Annotated in this window: 15 protein-coding genes; 8 read left to right on the top strand and 7 right to left on the bottom strand. The window is 63.6% G+C overall.

Annotation, left to right across the window (positions count from 1 at the left end; all coding sequences use genetic code 11):
- Positions 1-138 precede the first annotated feature (138 nt).
- Complete coding sequence (locus tag JWQ24_RS09290; RefSeq protein ID WP_299806898.1) at positions 139-945, top strand: SDR family oxidoreductase; 807 nt, start codon at positions 139-141, stop codon at positions 943-945.
- 16 nt (positions 946-961) lie between these two features.
- Here the strand turns inward: JWQ24_RS09290 and JWQ24_RS09285 are convergent, their stop codons facing one another.
- Entirely contained in the window at positions 962-2,992 is a 2,031-nt protein-coding gene (locus JWQ24_RS09285) for a HAMP domain-containing methyl-accepting chemotaxis protein (protein WP_299806897.1), read from the bottom strand.
- A 421-nt stretch (positions 2,993-3,413) separates the two neighbouring features.
- On the opposite strand from JWQ24_RS09285, the gene JWQ24_RS09280 reads away from it, so the two are divergent.
- From JWQ24_RS09280 to JWQ24_RS09265, 4 genes are all read left to right on the top strand, one after another.
- Positions 3,414-3,899, top strand: a complete 486-nt coding sequence (locus JWQ24_RS09280; RefSeq protein WP_299806895.1) for a (2Fe-2S)-binding protein — start codon at positions 3,414-3,416, stop codon at positions 3,897-3,899.
- Positions 3,900-3,986: 87 nt separating this feature from the next.
- Positions 3,987-6,341, top strand: a complete 2,355-nt coding sequence (locus JWQ24_RS09275; RefSeq protein ID WP_299806893.1) for a xanthine dehydrogenase family protein molybdopterin-binding subunit — start codon at positions 3,987-3,989, stop codon at positions 6,339-6,341.
- Positions 6,342-6,352: 11 nt separating this feature from the next.
- Positions 6,353-7,153, top strand: a complete 801-nt coding sequence (locus JWQ24_RS09270; protein ID WP_299806891.1) for a xanthine dehydrogenase family protein subunit M — start codon at positions 6,353-6,355, stop codon at positions 7,151-7,153.
- Positions 7,154-7,321: 168 nt separating this feature from the next.
- Entirely contained in the window at positions 7,322-8,440 is a 1,119-nt protein-coding gene (locus tag JWQ24_RS09265) for a CaiB/BaiF CoA-transferase family protein (RefSeq protein WP_299806889.1), read from the top strand.
- A gap of 171 nt (positions 8,441-8,611) precedes the next feature.
- Here JWQ24_RS09265 and hppD read toward each other — a convergent pair whose 3' ends face one another.
- A complete protein-coding gene (hppD, locus tag JWQ24_RS09260; RefSeq protein ID WP_299806887.1) occupies positions 8,612-9,730 on the bottom strand; it encodes a 4-hydroxyphenylpyruvate dioxygenase in 1,119 nt (372 codons plus the stop codon).
- 126 nt (positions 9,731-9,856) lie between these two features.
- Here hppD and JWQ24_RS09255 point away from each other — a divergent pair, with 126 nt between their 5' ends.
- Positions 9,857-10,330: an Lrp/AsnC family transcriptional regulator gene (locus tag JWQ24_RS09255; RefSeq protein ID WP_299806885.1), complete on the top strand. Its 474-nt coding sequence runs from the start codon at positions 9,857-9,859 to the stop codon at positions 10,328-10,330.
- A gap of 91 nt (positions 10,331-10,421) precedes the next feature.
- Here the strand turns inward: JWQ24_RS09255 and hmgA are convergent, their stop codons facing one another.
- The 5 genes from hmgA to JWQ24_RS09230 all read right to left on the bottom strand — a co-directional run bounded on the left by hmgA (position 10,422) and on the right by JWQ24_RS09230 (position 15,267).
- The gene (gene hmgA, locus JWQ24_RS09250) at positions 10,422-11,768 is read right to left on the bottom strand and encodes a homogentisate 1,2-dioxygenase (protein ID WP_299806884.1); all 1,347 of its coding nucleotides are present in this window, start codon (positions 11,766-11,768) and stop codon (positions 10,422-10,424) included.
- A gap of 168 nt (positions 11,769-11,936) precedes the next feature.
- Positions 11,937-12,887, bottom strand: coding sequence for an MBL fold metallo-hydrolase (locus JWQ24_RS09245; protein ID WP_299806883.1), 951 nt, complete (start codon positions 12,885-12,887; stop codon positions 11,937-11,939).
- A 163-nt stretch (positions 12,888-13,050) separates the two neighbouring features.
- Positions 13,051-13,260, bottom strand: a complete 210-nt coding sequence (locus JWQ24_RS09240; RefSeq protein ID WP_299806882.1) for a DUF2783 domain-containing protein — start codon at positions 13,258-13,260, stop codon at positions 13,051-13,053.
- On the bottom strand, positions 13,260-14,867 hold the full coding sequence (locus JWQ24_RS09235; protein ID WP_299806880.1) for an FAD-dependent oxidoreductase: 1,608 nt from the start codon (positions 14,865-14,867) through the stop codon (positions 13,260-13,262). The genes JWQ24_RS09240 and JWQ24_RS09235 overlap by 1 nt, the downstream gene beginning before the upstream one ends.
- A gap of 184 nt (positions 14,868-15,051) precedes the next feature.
- Positions 15,052-15,267, bottom strand: a complete 216-nt coding sequence (locus JWQ24_RS09230) for a hypothetical protein (RefSeq protein WP_299806878.1) — start codon at positions 15,265-15,267, stop codon at positions 15,052-15,054.
- Positions 15,268-15,497: 230 nt separating this feature from the next.
- Between JWQ24_RS09230 and JWQ24_RS09225 the strand changes: the two genes are divergently transcribed.
- Together JWQ24_RS09225 and JWQ24_RS09220 are read left to right on the top strand one after the other, a co-directional pair.
- The gene (locus JWQ24_RS09225) at positions 15,498-16,949 is read left to right on the top strand and encodes a caspase family protein (protein ID WP_299806876.1); all 1,452 of its coding nucleotides are present in this window, start codon (positions 15,498-15,500) and stop codon (positions 16,947-16,949) included.
- Positions 16,950-17,144: 195 nt separating this feature from the next.
- Positions 17,145-17,792 carry an OmpA family protein gene (locus tag JWQ24_RS09220; protein ID WP_299806918.1) on the top strand — a complete coding sequence of 216 codons (648 nt, stop codon included), beginning with the start codon at positions 17,145-17,147 and terminating at the stop codon, positions 17,790-17,792.
- The last annotated feature ends 134 nt before the right edge of the window (positions 17,793-17,926 follow it).

Genomic DNA, 17,926 nt, shown 5'->3' with positions numbered 1-17,926 from the left:
TCCGCCTTCGCTCTGCGAGCTACAGCGGACAAGTCGCTCCTCGCAATGACGGCGGCTGGCTGACTTCCGCAGCGCCTCCCCTCGCTTGACTCGCCTCGCCTCCCGCCGCACAAAATCAACAAAACAAAGGGAGACGGCATGTTCAAGGATCTGTTTTCGCTGGCCGGGCGCGTCGCGCTGGTGACCGGCGGCTCGCGCGGCATCGGCCGTATGATCGCGGCCGGGTTTCTCAGCCAGGGCGCGGCGAAGGTCTACATCACCGCGCGCAAGGCCGCGGCCTGCGAGGCCACCGCGCAGGAACTGACGGCCGAATATGCCGGCCAGTGCATCGCGCTGCCGATCGACATATCGACGATGGCGGGGATCGAGATGCTCGCCGCCGAAATCAAGAAGCGCGAACCGAAGCTCGACATCCTCGTCAACAATGCCGGCGCGGCGTGGGGCGCGGATTTCGACGAATTCCCGGAGAGTGGCTGGGACAAGGTGATGACGCTCAACCTCAAGACGCCGTTCTTCCTCACCAAGGCGCTGGCACCGTCCCTGCGCGCGGCTGCGACGCCGGAGAAGCCCGCCAAGGTCATCAACATCGCTTCGATCGACGGAATCTTCGTCAATCCGCTGGAGACCTATTCCTACGCCGCCAGCAAATCCGGCCTGATTCACCTGACACGGCGGATGGCGGTGCGGCTGATCAAGGACCACATCGTGGTATCGGCAATCGCGCCGGGGCCGTTCAAATCCGACATGAACAAGGCCGCGCGCGACAATGAAGGCGAGGTCTCGACGCGCGTGCCGGCGGGGCGCATCGGCACCGACGAGGACATGGCGGGTGCGGCGATCTATCTCGCCTCGCGCGCCGGCGACTACGTGGTCGGCACGACAATCGCCGTCGATGGCGGCATCGTCTATGCCAATCCCGGCATCAAGGGCGACGGCTGGGACTGAGCGAACGGCGCGCGGCTCAGGCCGCGCGGATATTCTGCATGAAACGATCCAGTTCGGCGCGCAGCCGCGCGCTTTCGCTGGACAGCGTCTGCGCCGAATTCAGCACCTGCTCGGACGCAACGCCGGTCTCGGTAGCGCCGCGGTTTACCTCGGTGATGTTTTCGGCGACCTCCTGCGTGCCGTGGGCGACGCGCTGGACGTTCTGCGCGATCTCCCGGGTCGCTGCCCCCTGCTGCGACACGGCGCTGGCGATCTCCGAGGCGATGCCGGAGATCTGACCGATGGTCGTGCCGATCTGCTTGATCGCGGTCACCGATTCCTGCGTCGCGCTCTGCATGCCGGCGATCTGCGAGGAAATCTCGTCGGTCGCCTTCGCGGTCTGGCTGGCGAGCGATTTCACCTCGGCCGCCACCACGGCAAAGCCGCGACCGGCGTCACCGGCGCGCGCCGCCTCGATGGTGGCATTGAGCGCCAGCAGGTTGGTCTGTTCGGCGATCGCCGTAATCAGGTTGACGACGTCGCCGATCCGCTGTGCGGCGCGCGACAATTCGGTGATGCGGACATCGGTCTGCTCGGCCTGCAACACCGCACTGTCGGCGATGCGGCTAGAAGCCTCGACCTGACGGCCGATCTCGCCGACCGACAGCGACAATTCCTCGGTCGCGGTGGCGACCGACTGCATGTTGGAGGAGGCCTGCTCGGATACGCCCGCGACGCGGCCGGACAGATTTTCGGTATTCTCGGCGGTCCGCGTCAGCGTACCTGCGGCGGATTCGAGTTGCTCGGCGGAGGCCGCAACATTGGAAACGATGGCGCCGACGGCGCCCTCGAAATCGTCTGCGAAACGGATCAACTCGGTGCGACGTGCAGCATCGGCCATCCGGCTTTGCTCGTCATGGGCCTCGGCGTCGCGGCCGGCCTTGGCAATCGCCTGCACCTTGAACTCCTCGACCGCAGCAGCCATTTCGCCGAGTTCATCGCGACGTCCCAGCCCCGGCAGCACAACATCGAAATCGCCGGCTGCGAGCTGACGCATCGCGGCGCACATCGTCGTCATCGGCCTGGCAATGCCGCGCCCAAGCAGCATCGAAAGAACGGCGCCGATAACAAGGCCACCTATCCCGAGCATAGCAACAAGGCGCTTGGTATCGCTAATCGTCGCGTCGGATTCGCTCTCGAGCCGGTGCTGATCCGACAGCATGTCGGCCTTCAGCGCGGTGGAAAGCTGGACGATCGTTGCCGCGATAACGGTCATTTCCTGCGCCAGGACATCGACCTTCCTGCAGTTCTCGACGTACTTCGCAAAACCGGCTTTATAGATTTGCACGTCGGCGGCGATGCTCTTCACCTTCTTTTTTATGCTGTCATTATCCACGTAGATCGTGGCGATTGCGCTCTCCAGAGATTTGACACGAGCAACGGCTGCATACGCGGTCTTGTCTTCGGCCATCGCCATATAGGTATTGACCAGGGACGTCCCGGTAATGAACTGGGTCATAACTTCTTTGACCTGCTCCTCCGTCGCCGGGAGGGCGGCCATCATCGCGGTATCCCCGAGGTCGTCAATTTTGCTGCGCAGCATCACGCCTACCCGAGACAGCTGAGTGGAGCCGATTGCTTCATTCTCGCTCTTCACCGCGAGTATATCGGCGAACACCCTTGTGAAGGTAGCGAACTCGCGGGCCACCTTGGTGATCTTGTCGAGGCGACCGGAATCCGTCGTCGCCTTCATCGATTCATCGATTGCGGCCTTCAGGCTGGCTTCGGCCTCGTTCGCCGCCTTGGCGTCGCGTTCCTTGCCGCTGATCACATAATACCGTGTGAGGGCCTGATACGCGGTCAACTCGCGATCTATATTGCGGGAGAGCCCGGATTCGGCAACGCTGGTTCGATACGACACTACGCCTGACGAAATTCGCTCGAAGCCGATATAGGCCATCGCCATACTGAACGAGGAGATCGCGAGCACGGCCGCGAAGCCGAGCGTGACCTTGGCGCGGAACCGCAGCGAAATTGGCCGCAGCCGAACAAGCGTCTTAAATCCCACGACAGGCCTCCGTTTGCTCTCACATACCGGATGTCCAGCCGCTTCAGCGCCTGCCCCCCGATACCTCAAGGTAGGATGGATTGGCTAAGACGGCGTAAACATGTAGTGGCGCCAAAACCGAATGCAGGCGGAATTTCCGCTAGCACGCGAACATACTTGCGAGCTATGCGAGCTTCGCTAGCTTAGTTGCACCGCAGCAATGATAGTCCGACTAAAGGTCCAAGCGCTCCTCAAGCGAACTCGCGAGCACAAGCCGGAACCATCCGCGACGCGGAATATCTTCCGGCGCATTCCCACATTCGCCAACAACGAGACAGCCCCGGTGAAGGTCCGCGGCTTCGCATGCTGCTCCAAAATGCCCATTGCAAAGTTTTCAGACCGCGCTTCTAATTGGACTAATTAAAAAGTTCGGGAGGTCTGCGTGTCCATCATCAAATTGACGGTCAACGGCAAGTCTGTATCTGCCGATGTCGAAGACAGAACCCTTCTTGTCCACCTGCTGCGCGAAAACCTGAATCTGACCGGCACGCATGTCGGCTGTGATACCAGTCAGTGTGGCGCATGCATCGTGCATATCGACGGCCGCGCGGTGAAGTCCTGCACCACGCTGGTCGGCCAGGCTAATGGCGCCCATGTCACCACCATTGAAGGCATTTCGCGCGGCGACGAACTGCATCCGATGCAGGCCGCTTTCCGAGACAATCACGGCCTGCAATGCGGCTACTGTACGCCTGGCATGATCATGTCGGCGATCGATATCGTCACCCGTCACGGCAGCGACCTCGACGAGGGCACAGTGCGGCAAGAGTTGGAAGGCAATATCTGCCGCTGCACCGGCTATCACAACATCCTCAAATCGGTGCTCGACGCGGCCACGCGGATGAAGGTGGCGCAAGCGGCGGAGTGATCCGGCGCGATTACGCATTCTGGATGCAAAAAAGTCGCCGTATTCGTTGGGATCGGTGAATCATAAAACTCCGGCAGGGAGATTGTCATGGGCTTGGAAGGCATCGGCGCGAGCGTCGTGCGCAAGGAAGACAAGCGTTTCATCACCGGCCGCGGCCGTTACGTCGATGACATCAAGGTGCTGGGCCTGACTCACGCACATTTCGTCCGCAGCCCGCATGCCCACGCCAAGGTGAAGCACATCGACATGGCTGCGGCGAAGGACATGCCGGGGGTGGTCGATATTCTCACCGCACAGCAACTGGTCGACGACAAGATCGGCAACCTGATCTGCGGCTGGGCGGTGTCCTCCAAGGACGGCACGCCGATGAAGATGGGCGCGTGGCCGGCAATGGCGCCGGAAACCGTGCGCTTCGCCGGTCAGGCCGTCGCGGTGGTGATCGCCGAAACCAAGAACCAGGCCCGCGACGCCGCCGAAGCCGTCGTCGTCACCTATGAGGAACTGCCGGTCGCAGCAGGTATCAAGGCCGCCATCGCGCCGGGCGCGCCGCAGCTGCATCCGGAAGCGCCGGGCAACATGGTCTACGACTGGGCGATCGGCGACGACAAGGCGGTCAGCGACGCCTTCGCCGGGGCCGCCAATGTGGTGTCGCTCGACCTCACCAACAACCGGCTGGTGCCGAATGCGATGGAGCCGCGCGCGGCAGTCGCGGAGTACAACGAGGCCGAAGAGCATTTCACGCTCCATACGACGTCGCAGAACCCGCATGTCGCGCGCCTCGTGCTTTCAGCGTTCTACAATATCGCGCAGGAACACAAACTGCGCGTGATCGCGCCCGATGTCGGCGGCGGCTTTGGCTCGAAGATCTTCATCTATCCCGAAGAGATGGTGGCACTGTGGGCGTCGAAGAAGGTGCGCCGCCCGGTTAAATGGACCGGCGACCGTTCCGAGGCCTTCCTCACCGACGCGCATGGCCGCGACCACATCTCGCATGCCGCGATGGCGTTCGATGCCAACAACAAGATCCTGGCGTTGCGGGTCAAGACCTACGCCAATTTCGGCGCCTACATGTCGCTATTCTCGTCATCCGTGCCGACCTATCTCTACGCGACTTTGCTGTCCGGCCAGTACAACATCCCGGCGATCCATGCCGAGGTGATCGGCGTCTACACCAACACCACGCCGGTCGACGCCTATCGCGGCGCGGGACGGCCGGAGGCGTCGTATCTGCTCGAAAGGCTGATGGAGACCGCCGCGCGACAGCTCAAGGTCGATCCGGCCGAACTGCGCCGCAAGAACTTCATCACCCAGTTCCCGCATCAGACACCGGTCATCATGGCCTATGATATCGGCGATTTCGGTGCGTCGCTGGATGCGGCGCTGAAGGCGATCGACTATGCCGGCTTCCCGGCCCGCAAGGCCAAGGCGAAAGCCGAAGGCAAGCTGCGCGGCATCGGCTTCTCCTGCTACATCGAGGCCTGCGGCATCGCGCCGTCAAAGGCCGTCGGCAGCCTCGGCGCCGGCGTCGGCCTGTGGGAATCCGCCGAGGTGCGGGTCAATCCGGTCGGCACCATCGAGGTGCTGACGGGATCGCACAGCCACGGCCAGGGCCACGAGACCACCTTCGCGCAATTGGTTGCAGGGCGCCTCGGTATCTCCGTCGATCAGGTCCAGATCGTGCACGGCGACACCGACAAGGTACAGTTCGGCATGGGCACCTACGGATCGCGTTCGGCCGCGGTCGGCATGTCCGCGATCTTCAAGGCGATGGAGAAGATCGAGGCCAAGGCCAAGAAGATCGCCGCGCATCAGCTCGAGGCCTCGGAAGAGGACATCGTCATCGAGAATGGCGAGTTCAAGGTGACCGGTACCGACAAGTCGATCGCGCTGGCGATGGTGGCGCTGGCCGCCTACACCGCCCACAACCTGCCGGATGGCATGGAGCCGGGCCTGAAGGAAGGCGCGTTCTACGATCCCACCAACTTCACCTTCCCGGCCGGCACCTATATCTGCGAGGTCGAGATCGACCGCGGCACCGGCAAGGTGGTGATCGTCGATTTCGTCGCCGTGGACGATTTCGGCCGCCTGATCAATCCGATGATCGTCGAGGGCCAGGTCCATGGCGGCCTGACGCAGGGCATCGGCCAGGCGCTGCTTGAGAGCGCGATCTATGACGACAACGGTCAGCTCGTGACGGCATCGTTCATGGACTACGCCATGCCGCGCGCCGACGACGTGCCGTCGTTCCGGCTCTCGCACACGACGACGCTGTGTCCCGGCAATCCGCTTGGCGTGAAAGGCTGCGGTGAGGCCGGCGCGATCGGCTCCTCACCCGCTGTGATCAATGCGATCACGGATGCGATCGGCCACAACCGGATCGAGATGCCGGCAACGCCGGACCGGGTGTGGCACGCGATGCAGCTGCATCAAGCGGCGGAGTAGGGAGAGCGATCATGTACGAGACCACTTATCACCGCCCGTCCAGCATCGATGAAGCCGCGGCTTTGTTCGCCAAGGGAGGCGACCCCAAATATCTCGCCGGCGGCCATACGCTGATCCCGGTGATGAAGGTGCGGCTGGCAGCGCCGTCCGACGTCATCGACCTCGGCCGCATCAAGGAACTGATCGGCATCGAGGCCACGGCCGATGCGCTGATCATCAAGGCCGCGACGACCTATTACGACATCACCCAGAGTGCGGACGCGAAGAGGGCGATCCCGGCAATCGTGCATCTCACCTCGGTACTCGGCGATCCCGCCGTGCGCTACCGCGGTACGATCGGCGGTTCACTCGCCAACAACGATCCGGCGGCGGACTATCCGGCGGCCGTACTGGCGCTCGGCGCGACGCTGATCACCAACAAGCGGCTCATTCCGGCGGAAGAGTTTTTCCAGGGCCTGTTCACCACGGCGCTGGCGGACGACGAAATCATCACCGCGGTGTCGTTCCCGATTCCCGCCAAGGCCGCCTATTCCAAAATGCGACACCCGGCGTCGCGCTTCGCCCTGACCGGCGTGTTCGTGGCGCAAACCCGGGCCGGCGAAATCCGCGTCGCCGCCACCGGTGCGTCGCAGAGCGGCGTGATGCGCGTGCCGGCGATCGAAGCGGCGCTGAAGGCGAACTGGTCGGCCGCGGCGCTGGACAATGTCAATATCTCCGCCGACGGGTTGATGGCCGACATCCACGGCTCCTCGGAATACCGCGCCAACCTGATCAAGGTGATGGCACAAAGGGCGGTCGCCGAGGCGGGGTAGCGGAGCAACATACTCCCGTCGTCGCCGCTCTCCCGGAGACGACGGAGGAAAGCAACGCGCATGGCCGCATGCGCGATTGCGGCCTTGCCCTCGCCGCCATCCGCATAGACAGTTTCCCGCAACAATGATCGCCGCATCAAGCGGCGTGCAACGTCATGGGAAACCCACGTGCAGGACAGCTCTATCGCGGCCCCCCGGCCGCACACCGCCGCCAAACCCACCGGCCCGCTCGCCGGGATGCGGATCGTGGAATTCGCCGGCATCGGCCCCGGCCCGTTCGCCGCCATGCTGCTGGCCGATATGGGCGCCGAGGTCATTACCCTCGTGCGACCGAAGCAGCAGCCGAAGGGCGCAGCGTCGCGCGGCCGCACGGTGATCGAGGTCGACCTCAAGGACACGACAACGATCGCGCAGGTGCTGGCGCTGCTCGACGGCGCCGACGCGCTGATCGAAGGCTACCGGCCCGGCGTGATGGAGCGGCTTGGCCTCGGACCGGACACCGTCCATGCGCGCAACAAAAAACTCGTCTATGGCCGCATGACCGGCTGGGGCCAAACCGGCCCACTGGCGCAGGCTGCCGGCCACGACATCAACTACATCTCGATCACCGGAGCGCTGGCCGCGATCGGCGGTGCCGACAAGCCCGTGCCGCCACTGAATCTCGTCGGCGATTTCGGCGGCGGGTCGATGTATCTCGTGATGGGCATGCTCGCCGCACTGCTGGAAGCCGCCAGATCCGGCCAGGGCCAGGTGGTGGACGCCGCGATGTGCGACGGCGCGGCCTCGCTGATCACCATGTTCTTCGACATGACCGCAGCCGGACGCTGGAAGGAAGACCGCGAGAGCAACATGCTCGACGGCGGCGCACATTTCTACGGCGTCTATGAATGCAGTTGCGGCCACTTCATCTCGATCGGATCGATCGAGCCGCAGTTCTACGCGCAACTGCGCGAACTGGTCGGGCTCGACGAGGATTGCTACGACAACCACATGAACCCGGCGAACTGGGCCGCACTGAAGCAAAAGCTGGCAACGGTGTTCAAGACCAAGAGCCGCGACGAGTGGTCTGACATCATGGAAGGCACGGACGTTTGCTTTGCGCCCGTGCTGACGATGTCCGAGGCAACGCAGCACCCGCATATGGTCGCGCGCGAAGTCTTCATCCAGCACGAGGGCCACACCCAGCCCGGCCCCGCACCGCGCTTCTCCCGCACGCCATCGAACGTGCGGCCGGCGGTGACGGCGAAACTGGCGGACGTGGTGAAGGGGTGGCAGGCGCAGAAGTAGCGGCGGCCTATCCGCTCATGGCCAAGCCTGTCCCGGCCATCCACGATGTGCATCGCTTGATGCCAGTACGTGGATGCCCGGCACAGAGCCGGGCATGACGTGGAGAGTAAAGCGTCGAAAGATATGCCGGAGTGTGCGGCAAATTTATCGACGGCCCGCCCAAGCAGACTTTTACGCCGCCCCCTTCAATTGCAGCACGCCACGGCGGAGCTGATCTTCCTCGATCGATTCGAACAGCGCCTTGAAATTGCCCTCGCCGAAGCCGTCGTCGCCCTTGCGCTGGATGAATTCGAAGAAGATCGGCCCGATCGCATTGGCCGAGAACAATTGCAGCAGCACCTTGGTCTCGCCGCCTTCGACCACGCCTTCGCCGTCGATCAGAATGCCGTTCTTCTGCAGCCTGGCCACGTCCTCGCGATGCTTGGGCAGCCGGGCATCGATCTTCTCGAAATAGGTCGGCGGAGGTGGCGGCATGAACGGCAGCCCGTCGGCGCGCAGTTTTTCAATCGTCTGGTAGATGTCCTTCACGCCGCAGGCGATGTGCTGGATGCCTTCGCCGCGATAGATCGTGAGATATTCTTCGATCTGCCCGGCCTCGCCGGCGTCCTCGTTGATGGGAATCCGGATCTTGCCATCCGGGCTGGTCAGCGCGCGCGAGAACAAGCCCGACGCCCTGCCCTCGATATCGAAGAAACGTATCTGGCGAAAATTGAACAGCCGCTCGTAAAATCCGGTCCAGACATCCATACGGCCGCGATGAACGTTGTGAGTGAGGTGATCGAGATAAAACAGCCCGGCGCCTTCGGGCTGCGGGTTATTCTCGCCGAGCCAGTCGAACTCGTGATCGAAGCTAGACCCTTTTGCGCCGTAGCGATCGATGAAATACAGCAGGCTGCCGCCGATGCCCTTGATGGCGGGCACGTCGAGCGCCTTCTGCGCAGAAGTGGCGTCCGCCGGCTCGGCACCGAGCGACAGTGCGCGCGCATACGCCTGCTGCGCATCGACGACGCGAAACGCCATCGACGGCGCGCAGGGGCCATGCGCCGCAACGAAATCGTAGCCGTGGGTGCCGGGCTCCTCGTTGACGAGGTAATTGATATCACCCTGGCGATAGACCGTGATGTTCTTGTGCTTGTGGCGGGCGACAGGAACATATCCCATCAGCCTGAACAGCGCGTGCAGTTCGGCCGGATTCGGATGGGCATATTCGACGAAGTCGAAGCCGTCGGTGCCCATCGGGTTGTCGGCGGTGATCGTTGCCGGCGGCGCGTCGTGCGGAAACGGACCCATCGCGAACTCCCTTGAGCTGATTGGCTGCAGGGGAGTATCGGTCATACCGGACGCAAAGTGTATGCAAAGCGCGCCCGATTATGCGACAATCGTGCACGCTTCGCGCACGAAGAAGGGTTTTGACGCATGATCCCCGTGGACGCCTTCGACCTCAAAATACTCGGCGCCCTGCAGGACGATGGCCGCCTGACCAACCAGCAGCTCGCCGATGTCGTCGGTCTGTCGGCGTCACAGTGCTCCCGGCGGCGGATCCGACTCGAACAGGAGAAGGTCGTCGCCGGCTATCACGCCGACCTGTCCGCGGAAGCGCTCGGCTTCGGCGTCATCGCGTTCATCCAGGTGACGCTGGCCACGCATTCGCCGGATAACGCCAGGAAATTTCGCGGGCTTATGCAGCGGATAGACGAGATCCAGGAGGCCTATTCGCTGACCGGGGATGCCGACTACGTGCTGAAGGCGGTATTGCGCGACCTCAGGGGCCTCTCCGAACTGGTCAATGATGTGCTGATGCCGCATCCGAGCATCGCCCACGTGCGATCGTCGATCGTGCTGGACCGGCTGAAAGAGACGTCGCGGTTGCCGCTGAAGAAGATGGGCTAAGCGCTTTCGCCACATACTCCACCGTCATCCTTCGAAGGCTCGCCAAGGGGCTCGCGCCTCAGGATGACGGTAGAGTTCGTGGAGAGCGGCGTCACCTCTTCGCCGGATCGAACCGCTTCTCGAGCCCCTTCCAGCAATCCGCGTAATCACTCTGCAATGTCGCTGTGTTTGCAGCGAATTCCGTTACGCGCTGCGGATACCTGGTCTCGAACATGAAGGCCATCGTGCCGGTCAGCTTCACCGGCTTGAGCTCGGAATTGCTGGCATGATCAAAAGCCTCGCGGTCGGGGCCGTGCGGCAGCATCATATTGTGCAGGCTGATGCCGCCCGGCGTGAAGCCCTGCGGCTTGGCGTCGTAGACGCCGTAAATGAGGCCCATAAATTCCGACATGATGTTCATGTGATACCACGGCGGCCGGAAGGTGTTTTCCGCCACCGCCCAGCGCTCCGGGAAGATCACAAAGTCGATATTGGCGGTGCCGGCGGTTTCCGACGGCGAGGTCAGCACCGTGAAGATCGAGGGATCGGGGTGATCGAAGCCGATCGCGCCGACCGGCGAGAAGGTGCGCAGGTCATATTTGTACGGCGCGTAATTGCCGTGCCACGCCACTACGTCGATCGGCGAATGCGGCAGCGTCGTCATGAACAGCGCGCCGCCCCACTTCACATAAAGTTCGGTCGGCGTGTCCTTTTCCTCATAGGCCGCGACCGGCGTGAGGAAATCACGGGCATTGGCGAGGCAATTCGCCCCGATCGGGCCGCGCTCCGGCAGCGTGAACGCGCCGCCGTAGTTCTCGCAGAGATAACCGCGTGCCGGGCCTGACGTCAGCTCGACGCGGAACTTGACGCCGCGCGGGATCACCACGATCTCGGCGGGCTCGGCATCTATCACGCCAAACTCGGTAACAAAGCGCAGGCCCCCCTGCTGCGGCACGAACATCATCTCGCCGTCGGCATTGTAGAAATGCTGATCGACCATCGATTGCGTGATCAGATAGACATGCGCCGCCATTCCGGCCTGCGTGCCGGCGTCGCCCGCCGTGGTCATGGTCTGCACGCCCTGCGGGAACGTCACGTCCTCCACAGGGATCGGCGCGGGATCCCAGCGCAGCTGCTCGATGCTGATGTCCTGTTCGTGGCACGGCGCGGTGCGCCACAGGCCGGCGGCCACTTTCGCAAAGCGACCGGAGTGTTTCACCGACGGGCGGATGCGATACAGCCAGGAACGCTCATTGCTACCGCGCGGCGCGGTGAACGGCGAACCGGAGAGCTGTTCGGCATAGAGCCCGTAGGCCGCGCGCTGTGGCGAATTGCGCCCGATCGGCAGCGCGCCGGGCAGTGCCTCAGTCTCGAACGAATTGCCGAAGCCGGACATGTAGCCCGGCGTGACGTTGACCGTGTTGCGGCTGATCAGATCCGGCGATGTGCTGATGTTCATCTCATCCTCCTTTTCAACAGTCATTGCGAGGAGCCCTTGCGACGAAGCAATCCAGTTCTTTCGGCGTTTGCGGCCTCTGGATTGCCGCGTCGCGGAGTTTATCATCGGGCCGACGAAGCCGGACCCGTTGGCTCCACGCAATGACGGAATTGCCTTTCGAATGCTGCCTCACCCCTGCAACGCCGCCCACATTTCGCGGTCGCGCTCGGCAGTCCAGATCACTGGGTCGTCGATGCCCGAGGCTTCATCATAGGCGCGCGACACGTTGAACGGCAGGCAGTGCTCGTAGATCGCGAAGCTGGCGAATTTCGGGTCCATTACCTCGCGGCATGCCGCCATCGTCTCCTTCAGGCTACGCCCTTTCGCCACCGCGCTCTCGGCGGCACCATACAGCGTGGTGACGAAATCGCGTGTCATCGCGATGGCGTCGCGACCGGTGGAGAGGCCCTTCAGGGCGTCGCCGCGGCCGGGCGCGATGGCCTTCGGATTGAATTCGCGAATCTCGTTCAGCGTCGAGGGCCATTCGCGCAACAGTGCATCGCCGCAATAGCAGGCCGAATGATATTCAATCAGGTCACCGGAAAACATCACCTGAGCGTCCGGCACCCAGGCGACGATATCGCCGGAGGTGTGCCCGGCGCCAAGCTGCATCAGCCTCACCTCGCGGCGGCCGAGATAGATCGACATCTCGCCTTCGAAGGTCAGCGTCGGCCAGGTCAGTCCGGGGATGCTTTCGGCATCCTGGAACAGCCGCGGGAAGCGGCCGAATTCGGAATCCCAGTCCTGCTGTCCCCTTTCCTGCACAAGACGATGGGTTTCCGCGGAAGCGACCACCCCCTCCGCCTGATAGGCCGACGCGCCGAGCACGCGCACCGCGTGATAATGCGACAGCACGACATATTTAATCGGCTTGTCGGTGACGGTGCGGACCCGCTCGATCACCTTGTTGGCCATCGCCGGCGTGGCCTGTGCGTCGAACACGATGCAGCCGTCGTCGCCGACAATCACCGCGGAGTTCGGATCCCCCTCGGCGGTGAAGGCGAAGAGGTCGGTGCCGATCTCGGAGAAGGTGATTTTCTTCTCCGCCATGTCGGCGGTCGATGCGAAGCCTTTGGTCATGCGTTCAGTTCCTTTGTATTTCAACGTTGTCCTTCCGGGATGCGTTTCAGCCGGCAAAGCCGGCTGGAGTGCAGACCCGGAATCCCGAGGTGCTCATCACCACTTCTGGTTTCCGGATTCGCTCGCAACTCCGCTGCTCGCGCCCCGGAATGACCGGGGATATTCATCGCGCCGGGCTCTCCGGCAACCGTCGCTTCGCCAGTGCGATGGCCTCGCGCAGCACGTCCGCGTCGCCGATGTGGTTGGCGAGAACCAGCACCAAAGCGGCGTCGAGCGCGACACTCTGCGCGTCGTTGAGCCCGCGGTGCGCCTCGACGATCTGGCGGTAGGCCGAATCCGGATCGGCGAAATTCGATTGCGTCGACAGCGGCATCATACGCATCCGCTCGCGCGCGCCACGGCGCTGCGAATTGCACCCGGCGTCGGATGATGGAAGCGCGCGGCGACGTAGCCATCCGGGCGCAGCAGATAGGCCGCCCCGGGATCAGCCCCGTAACGCGCCTGAAACAGCCCTGTCTCATCGCGCAGCGCCGCATCGTTGCCTACGACCAGACGCGCCACGCCCTCGGGAAGTTCGATCGCCGCACCGTCCGACTGCAGAACGGTGAAGCCGCGGCCGGCCTGGGCGAAGCATTCCGAGAGAAACACATGTGCGCCGTCACCGGTCGCAAGCGGCGCGTCGAGCAGATGCGCGCCGGGCTTTGGTCCGCTGTTCCATTCTTCCGTATCGGCCGTGGACAGTGGCGATTCGTAGATCGATGGCGTCGATAGCCTTCCGCCATTGATCATACGGCGGGCGAATTCCGCCTCCTTCGCCAGCGATAACACCGCCTGACGCAGCCGGCGTTCCTGTGGCGAATGCGGCGCGATGAAATCGGTGGACCGCGTCGACGCCCGGATATTCTCGTCGGCGGCAAGCCCGCGCTCGGCGTCGTAGCTTGCCAGCAGCGAGACCGGCGCTTCCTTGCGCAGAATCATCGCCAGTTTCCAGGCCAGATTCTCGGCATCCTCCAGCCCGGAATTGGCGCCGCGTGCGCCAAACGGCGAGACCTGATGCGCGGCGTCGCCGGCAAAGATGACGCGCTCGTGCAGGAAACGCTGCATGCGGCGGCACTGGAACTTGTAGATCGAGATCCACTCGAAGGCGAAATCGTCATGGCCCAGCATCCGCGCAACCCGCGGCCGGACATTCTCCGGCAGCCGCTCGACCGCCGGATCGGCGTCGGGGCCAAGCTGCAAATCGATCCGCCAGACATTGTCGGGCTGGCGGTGCAGCAGCGCGGATTGCCCGGCATGGAACGGCGGGTCGAACCAGAACCAGCGCTCTGTCGGGAAATCGCCCGCGGTCATCTTGATGTCGGCGATCAGGAACTGGTCCTCGAACTGCTCGCCGTTGAACTCCGCGCCGACCATGCCGCGAAGCCCGGAACGCGCGCCGTCGCACGCCACCACATAATCCGCGCGCAGCGTATAGTCGCCATCCGGCGTCGCGATGGTCAACTCGGCATGATCGTTGTGCTGGCGCAGCGCGGTGACCTTGTTGCGCCAGCGCAGATCGATCTCGGGCAATTGCTGCACGCGATCGACCAGAAAGGCTTCGGCGTAATATTGCTGCAGGTTGATGAACGCCGGCATCTTGTGGCCGGCGTCAGGCAAGAGATCGAACTGGTACAGCAGATCGGGGCCGAGAAAGATCTTGCCTACTTTCCAGACCACGCCCTTCTCGATCATGCGGTCCGCGACGCCGAGTCGGTCCCACAGTTCCAGCGAGCGTTTCGAGAAACAGATCGCGCGCGAACCGTCGCCGATCCGGTCGGCGTCGTCGAGCAGCACCACGGGTTGGCCGCGCTGCGCCAGATCGATCGCCAGCGACAGGCCGACGGGACCGGCCCCCACCACGACCACCGGATGATGCGCTGCGTCACGCCGGTCCTGATCGGGATGGCGGCGATAGCCGAACTGGGTGGGGATTTGCCCCATGCGGCGGTCTCTCCCTGACGCCTGGCGCGATTCCGCGCCTTGATTGGGAGCGACTAAACGCCTCGCCGCTGCGGGCGTCAACTCGATGTTCCGGCAGAGAGCAGACCGTGCGGGCCGCAACGCACATCGGGCGGCCGCCGATGCGACCGCCCGATATTATCGCCAGGACAGCCGGTTGCGCCGATCAGTACTTTGCCGTCACCAGGGTCAGCGCGGAGTGGTAGTCCACACCGACGGTGGAGATGAAGCCGGCCTGCTTGACGTCCACGGCGAAGCCGCTCAGGGCCGGGACGGCGGCAACGTCGTAGCGCTCTGTTCCCATGTTGAAATAGTTCGCCTCGGTTCGCACGGTCCAGTTCTTCGCGACCGCCGCCGCGCCACTCCGCAGCACGCCTCCCATAATTGCACCGACTTCTGGTGGGGTCGGCAGTTCGTCCTGATGCTGGGCACGGCGTACTAACACTTCCCATCGAAGCGACGCACCACACGCAGGTCAATGCGTAGCGTTTCGACGCACTACCAACCACCGCGGTTGACAGCCGCCACCCCGGCGGTTTGATAATGTCGTCAGCGCGCCCCCAGGCCCACGCCGGACGTGCCTTATCGCGCGCTTGGGATGGACGGACTGATATGAAAACGGGTTCCCCAATCGTCGGCCTGCTTACCGTTCTGTTCGCCTTTCTAGTCGGCCTGCTATTCTCGGCCGCCGCGTCGGCTCTGGCCGCCGACAGCAATGCCGGACGCTTTGCGCTGGTGATCGGCAACGCCAAATATCCCGATGCCGAAGCGCCGCTCAAGGAACCGATCAACGATGCCCGCGATGTCGCCGCCGAGTTGAAGCGCAATGGCTTCGAAGTCGATGTCGGCGAAAACCTTTCGGGCGAGGCGATGCGCCGCGCGCTCGACAGGTTCCACGGCAAGCTCAAGCCGGGCTCGGTCGCGCTGGTGTTCTTCAGCGGCTTCGGTGTGCAGTCGGCGCGGCAGAGCTACCTGCTCCCGGTCGATGCCCAGATCTGGACCGAACCGGACGTGCGGCGCGACGGCTTCAGCCTCGAGACCATCCTCAACGACATCAACGGCCGCGGCGCCGGGATCAAGATCGCGCTGCTCGACGCTTCCCGGCGCAATCCCTATGAGCGCCGGTTCCGCAGCTTTTCCGCAGGTCTGGCGCCGGTGATCGCGCCGGGCGGCACGCTGGTCATGTACTCGGCGGCGCTGAGTTCGGTGGTCAGCGACGCCGGCACTGAACACAGCCTGTTCGTCGGCGAATTGCTGAAAGAGATCAAGTCGCCCGACCTCACCGCGGAGGACGCGTTGAATCGCACCCGCGTCAGCGTCACCAGAGCCTCGCGCAGCGAGCAGGTGCCGTGGATCTCTTCATCCCTCGCGGAGGATTTTGCCTTCCCGCCAGGCGCGCGCCCGACGCCGGCACCGAAGCCAGCGCTGCTTCTGCCCCCGGCCGAAGTCGCCAAACCCGTTGCGCCTGTGACGCCCCCTGCCGCCGCACCGCCTGCGCCGAAGGTCGACGCCGTCGTCCCGGCCGCCGAACCACCGCGCGACGAGAGCAAGATCGCGCTGGCGCTGGCGCAGGATCCAACCGTGAAGTCGCTCAACGCCAAGCTGGTCGACAATCCCGAGGACGGCGGCGCGCTGTATCGCCGCGGCCAGGTCTATGCCAGCAAGGGCGCCTATGCGCTGGCCGCCAAGGATTTTGACGCGACGATCCGGCTTAACCCCAAGGACGTCGAAGCCCTCAACAACCGCTGCTGGGTCCGCGCCGTGATCAACGATCTCGCCGCTGCGTTGAAAGATTGCAACGAGGCTCTGCGACTGCGGCCGAATTTCGTCGACGCGCTCGACAGCCGCGGGCTGGTCAACCTCAAGAACGGCCAGAGCAAAAATGCGATCGTCGATTTCGACGACGCACTGAAGATCAATCCGCGGCTGACATCGTCGCTCTATGGCCGCGGCCTCGCCAAGCAGCGCTCCGGGGCGGCCGCCGAAGGCGATCTCGACATCAACAACGCCAAGGCAATGGACCCGGATATCGTCAAGGAGTTCGCTGGTTACGGCGTGCGGTAGCACGGCGTTCGATAGAACGCGCGCTATCGTTCTACAGAAGACTATGCCGCGGGCTGCAATTAATCGCAGCCCGTTTGAACCCGCGGCGCGCGACAGGACACTATTGAAGACAGGCCGCAGAATTGGGCTCGGCCGGCTGAGATCAAAAACGAGTTTTTGAAACCAGTTCATTCAGGGGATGCAGCCATGTCAATGATGACCGGACGCTGCAATCTCAAGACCTTTCGCGCCATTGCCATGATCAGCGCAGCACTCACGGTTTCAGCCGGAATGGCCGCGGCCGCCGATGATGTCACCTCGGATCAGATCCTGCGGGCGCTGGCGCCGAAGAAGCCGGTCACCCGCGGCCTGTCGATGGCCCCGCCGACGGAACCCGCGGTCAACGCCGCCGAAGGCAAGTTCGTCGACAGCCTTCGCAACCGCAACAGCCGTTCGCTATCCGCCGTCGAGCGGGAGCAGATCGCGGAGATCGCCCAGACCAAGCCGAAGATCGATCTCGAAATCACCTTCGACTACAATTCGGCCAGCATCAGCAAGAGGGCCTTGCCGGCGGTCGAGGCGCTCGGCAAGGCGCTGTCGAACGACGACCTCAAGGGATCGACGTTCGTCGTTGCCGGCCACACTGACGGCGTCGGCGGTGAGGCCTATAACCAGGACCTGTCGGAGCGCCGCGCCGACGCCATCAAGCGTTACCTCACCGAGAAATACGGCCTGACCGGCGCCGATCTGGTCACCGTCGGCTACGGCAAGAACAAGCCGAAGGACACCGCCAACCCGATGGATCCCGCCAACCGCCGCGTTCAGGTGGTCAACATCGCGAACAAGACCACCGCGTCCAAGTAACAGCATGAACCTGCATCGGCTGCTGCCGATCGTCGCATCGCAGCGTTCCGCGCAATCGCGGGACGCTGTTTGTTTTGGCGAATGACGGCATTCCCGTATAAAACGACAAAGACTACCTCGCGCGCCCGCTGTCC

Origin of the sequence: Tardiphaga sp. (assembly GCF_028290495.1) — a bacterium.
Lineage (GTDB): Bacteria > Pseudomonadota > Alphaproteobacteria > Rhizobiales > Xanthobacteraceae > Tardiphaga.
Note: the sequence above shows the minus strand (reverse complement) of the source record. Positions and strands in the feature narration are given on the sequence as shown.

Bases quoted from the DNA above. Each gene is read 5' to 3' on its own strand.
- JWQ24_RS09255 (WP_299806885.1), top strand. From the start codon at position 9,857: ATGATCCCCGTGGACGCCTTCGACCTCAAAATACTCGGCGCCCTGCAG.
- JWQ24_RS09240 (WP_299806882.1), bottom strand. From the start codon at position 13,260: ATGCCGCTGTCGACGCAATCGAATTTCGCCGATCCGGATTCGGCCTAC.
- JWQ24_RS09275 (WP_299806893.1), top strand. From the start codon at position 3,987: ATGGGCTTGGAAGGCATCGGCGCGAGCGTCGTGCGCAAGGAAGACAAG.
- JWQ24_RS09245 (WP_299806883.1), bottom strand. From the start codon at position 12,887: ATGACCAAAGGCTTCGCATCGACCGCCGACATGGCGGAGAAGAAAATC.
- JWQ24_RS09270 (WP_299806891.1), top strand. From the start codon at position 6,353: ATGTACGAGACCACTTATCACCGCCCGTCCAGCATCGATGAAGCCGCG.
- JWQ24_RS09235 (WP_299806880.1), bottom strand. From the start codon at position 14,867: ATGGGGCAAATCCCCACCCAGTTCGGCTATCGCCGCCATCCCGATCAG.
- JWQ24_RS09290 (WP_299806898.1), top strand. From the start codon at position 139: ATGTTCAAGGATCTGTTTTCGCTGGCCGGGCGCGTCGCGCTGGTGACC.
- hppD (WP_299806887.1), bottom strand. From the start codon at position 9,730: ATGGGTCCGTTTCCGCACGACGCGCCGCCGGCAACGATCACCGCCGAC.
- JWQ24_RS09220 (WP_299806918.1), top strand. From the start codon at position 17,145: ATGACCGGACGCTGCAATCTCAAGACCTTTCGCGCCATTGCCATGATC.
- hmgA (WP_299806884.1), bottom strand. From the start codon at position 11,768: ATGAACATCAGCACATCGCCGGATCTGATCAGCCGCAACACGGTCAAC.
- JWQ24_RS09230 (WP_299806878.1), bottom strand. From the start codon at position 15,267: ATGGGAGGCGTGCTGCGGAGTGGCGCGGCGGCGGTCGCGAAGAACTGG.
- JWQ24_RS09225 (WP_299806876.1), top strand. From the start codon at position 15,498: ATGAAAACGGGTTCCCCAATCGTCGGCCTGCTTACCGTTCTGTTCGCC.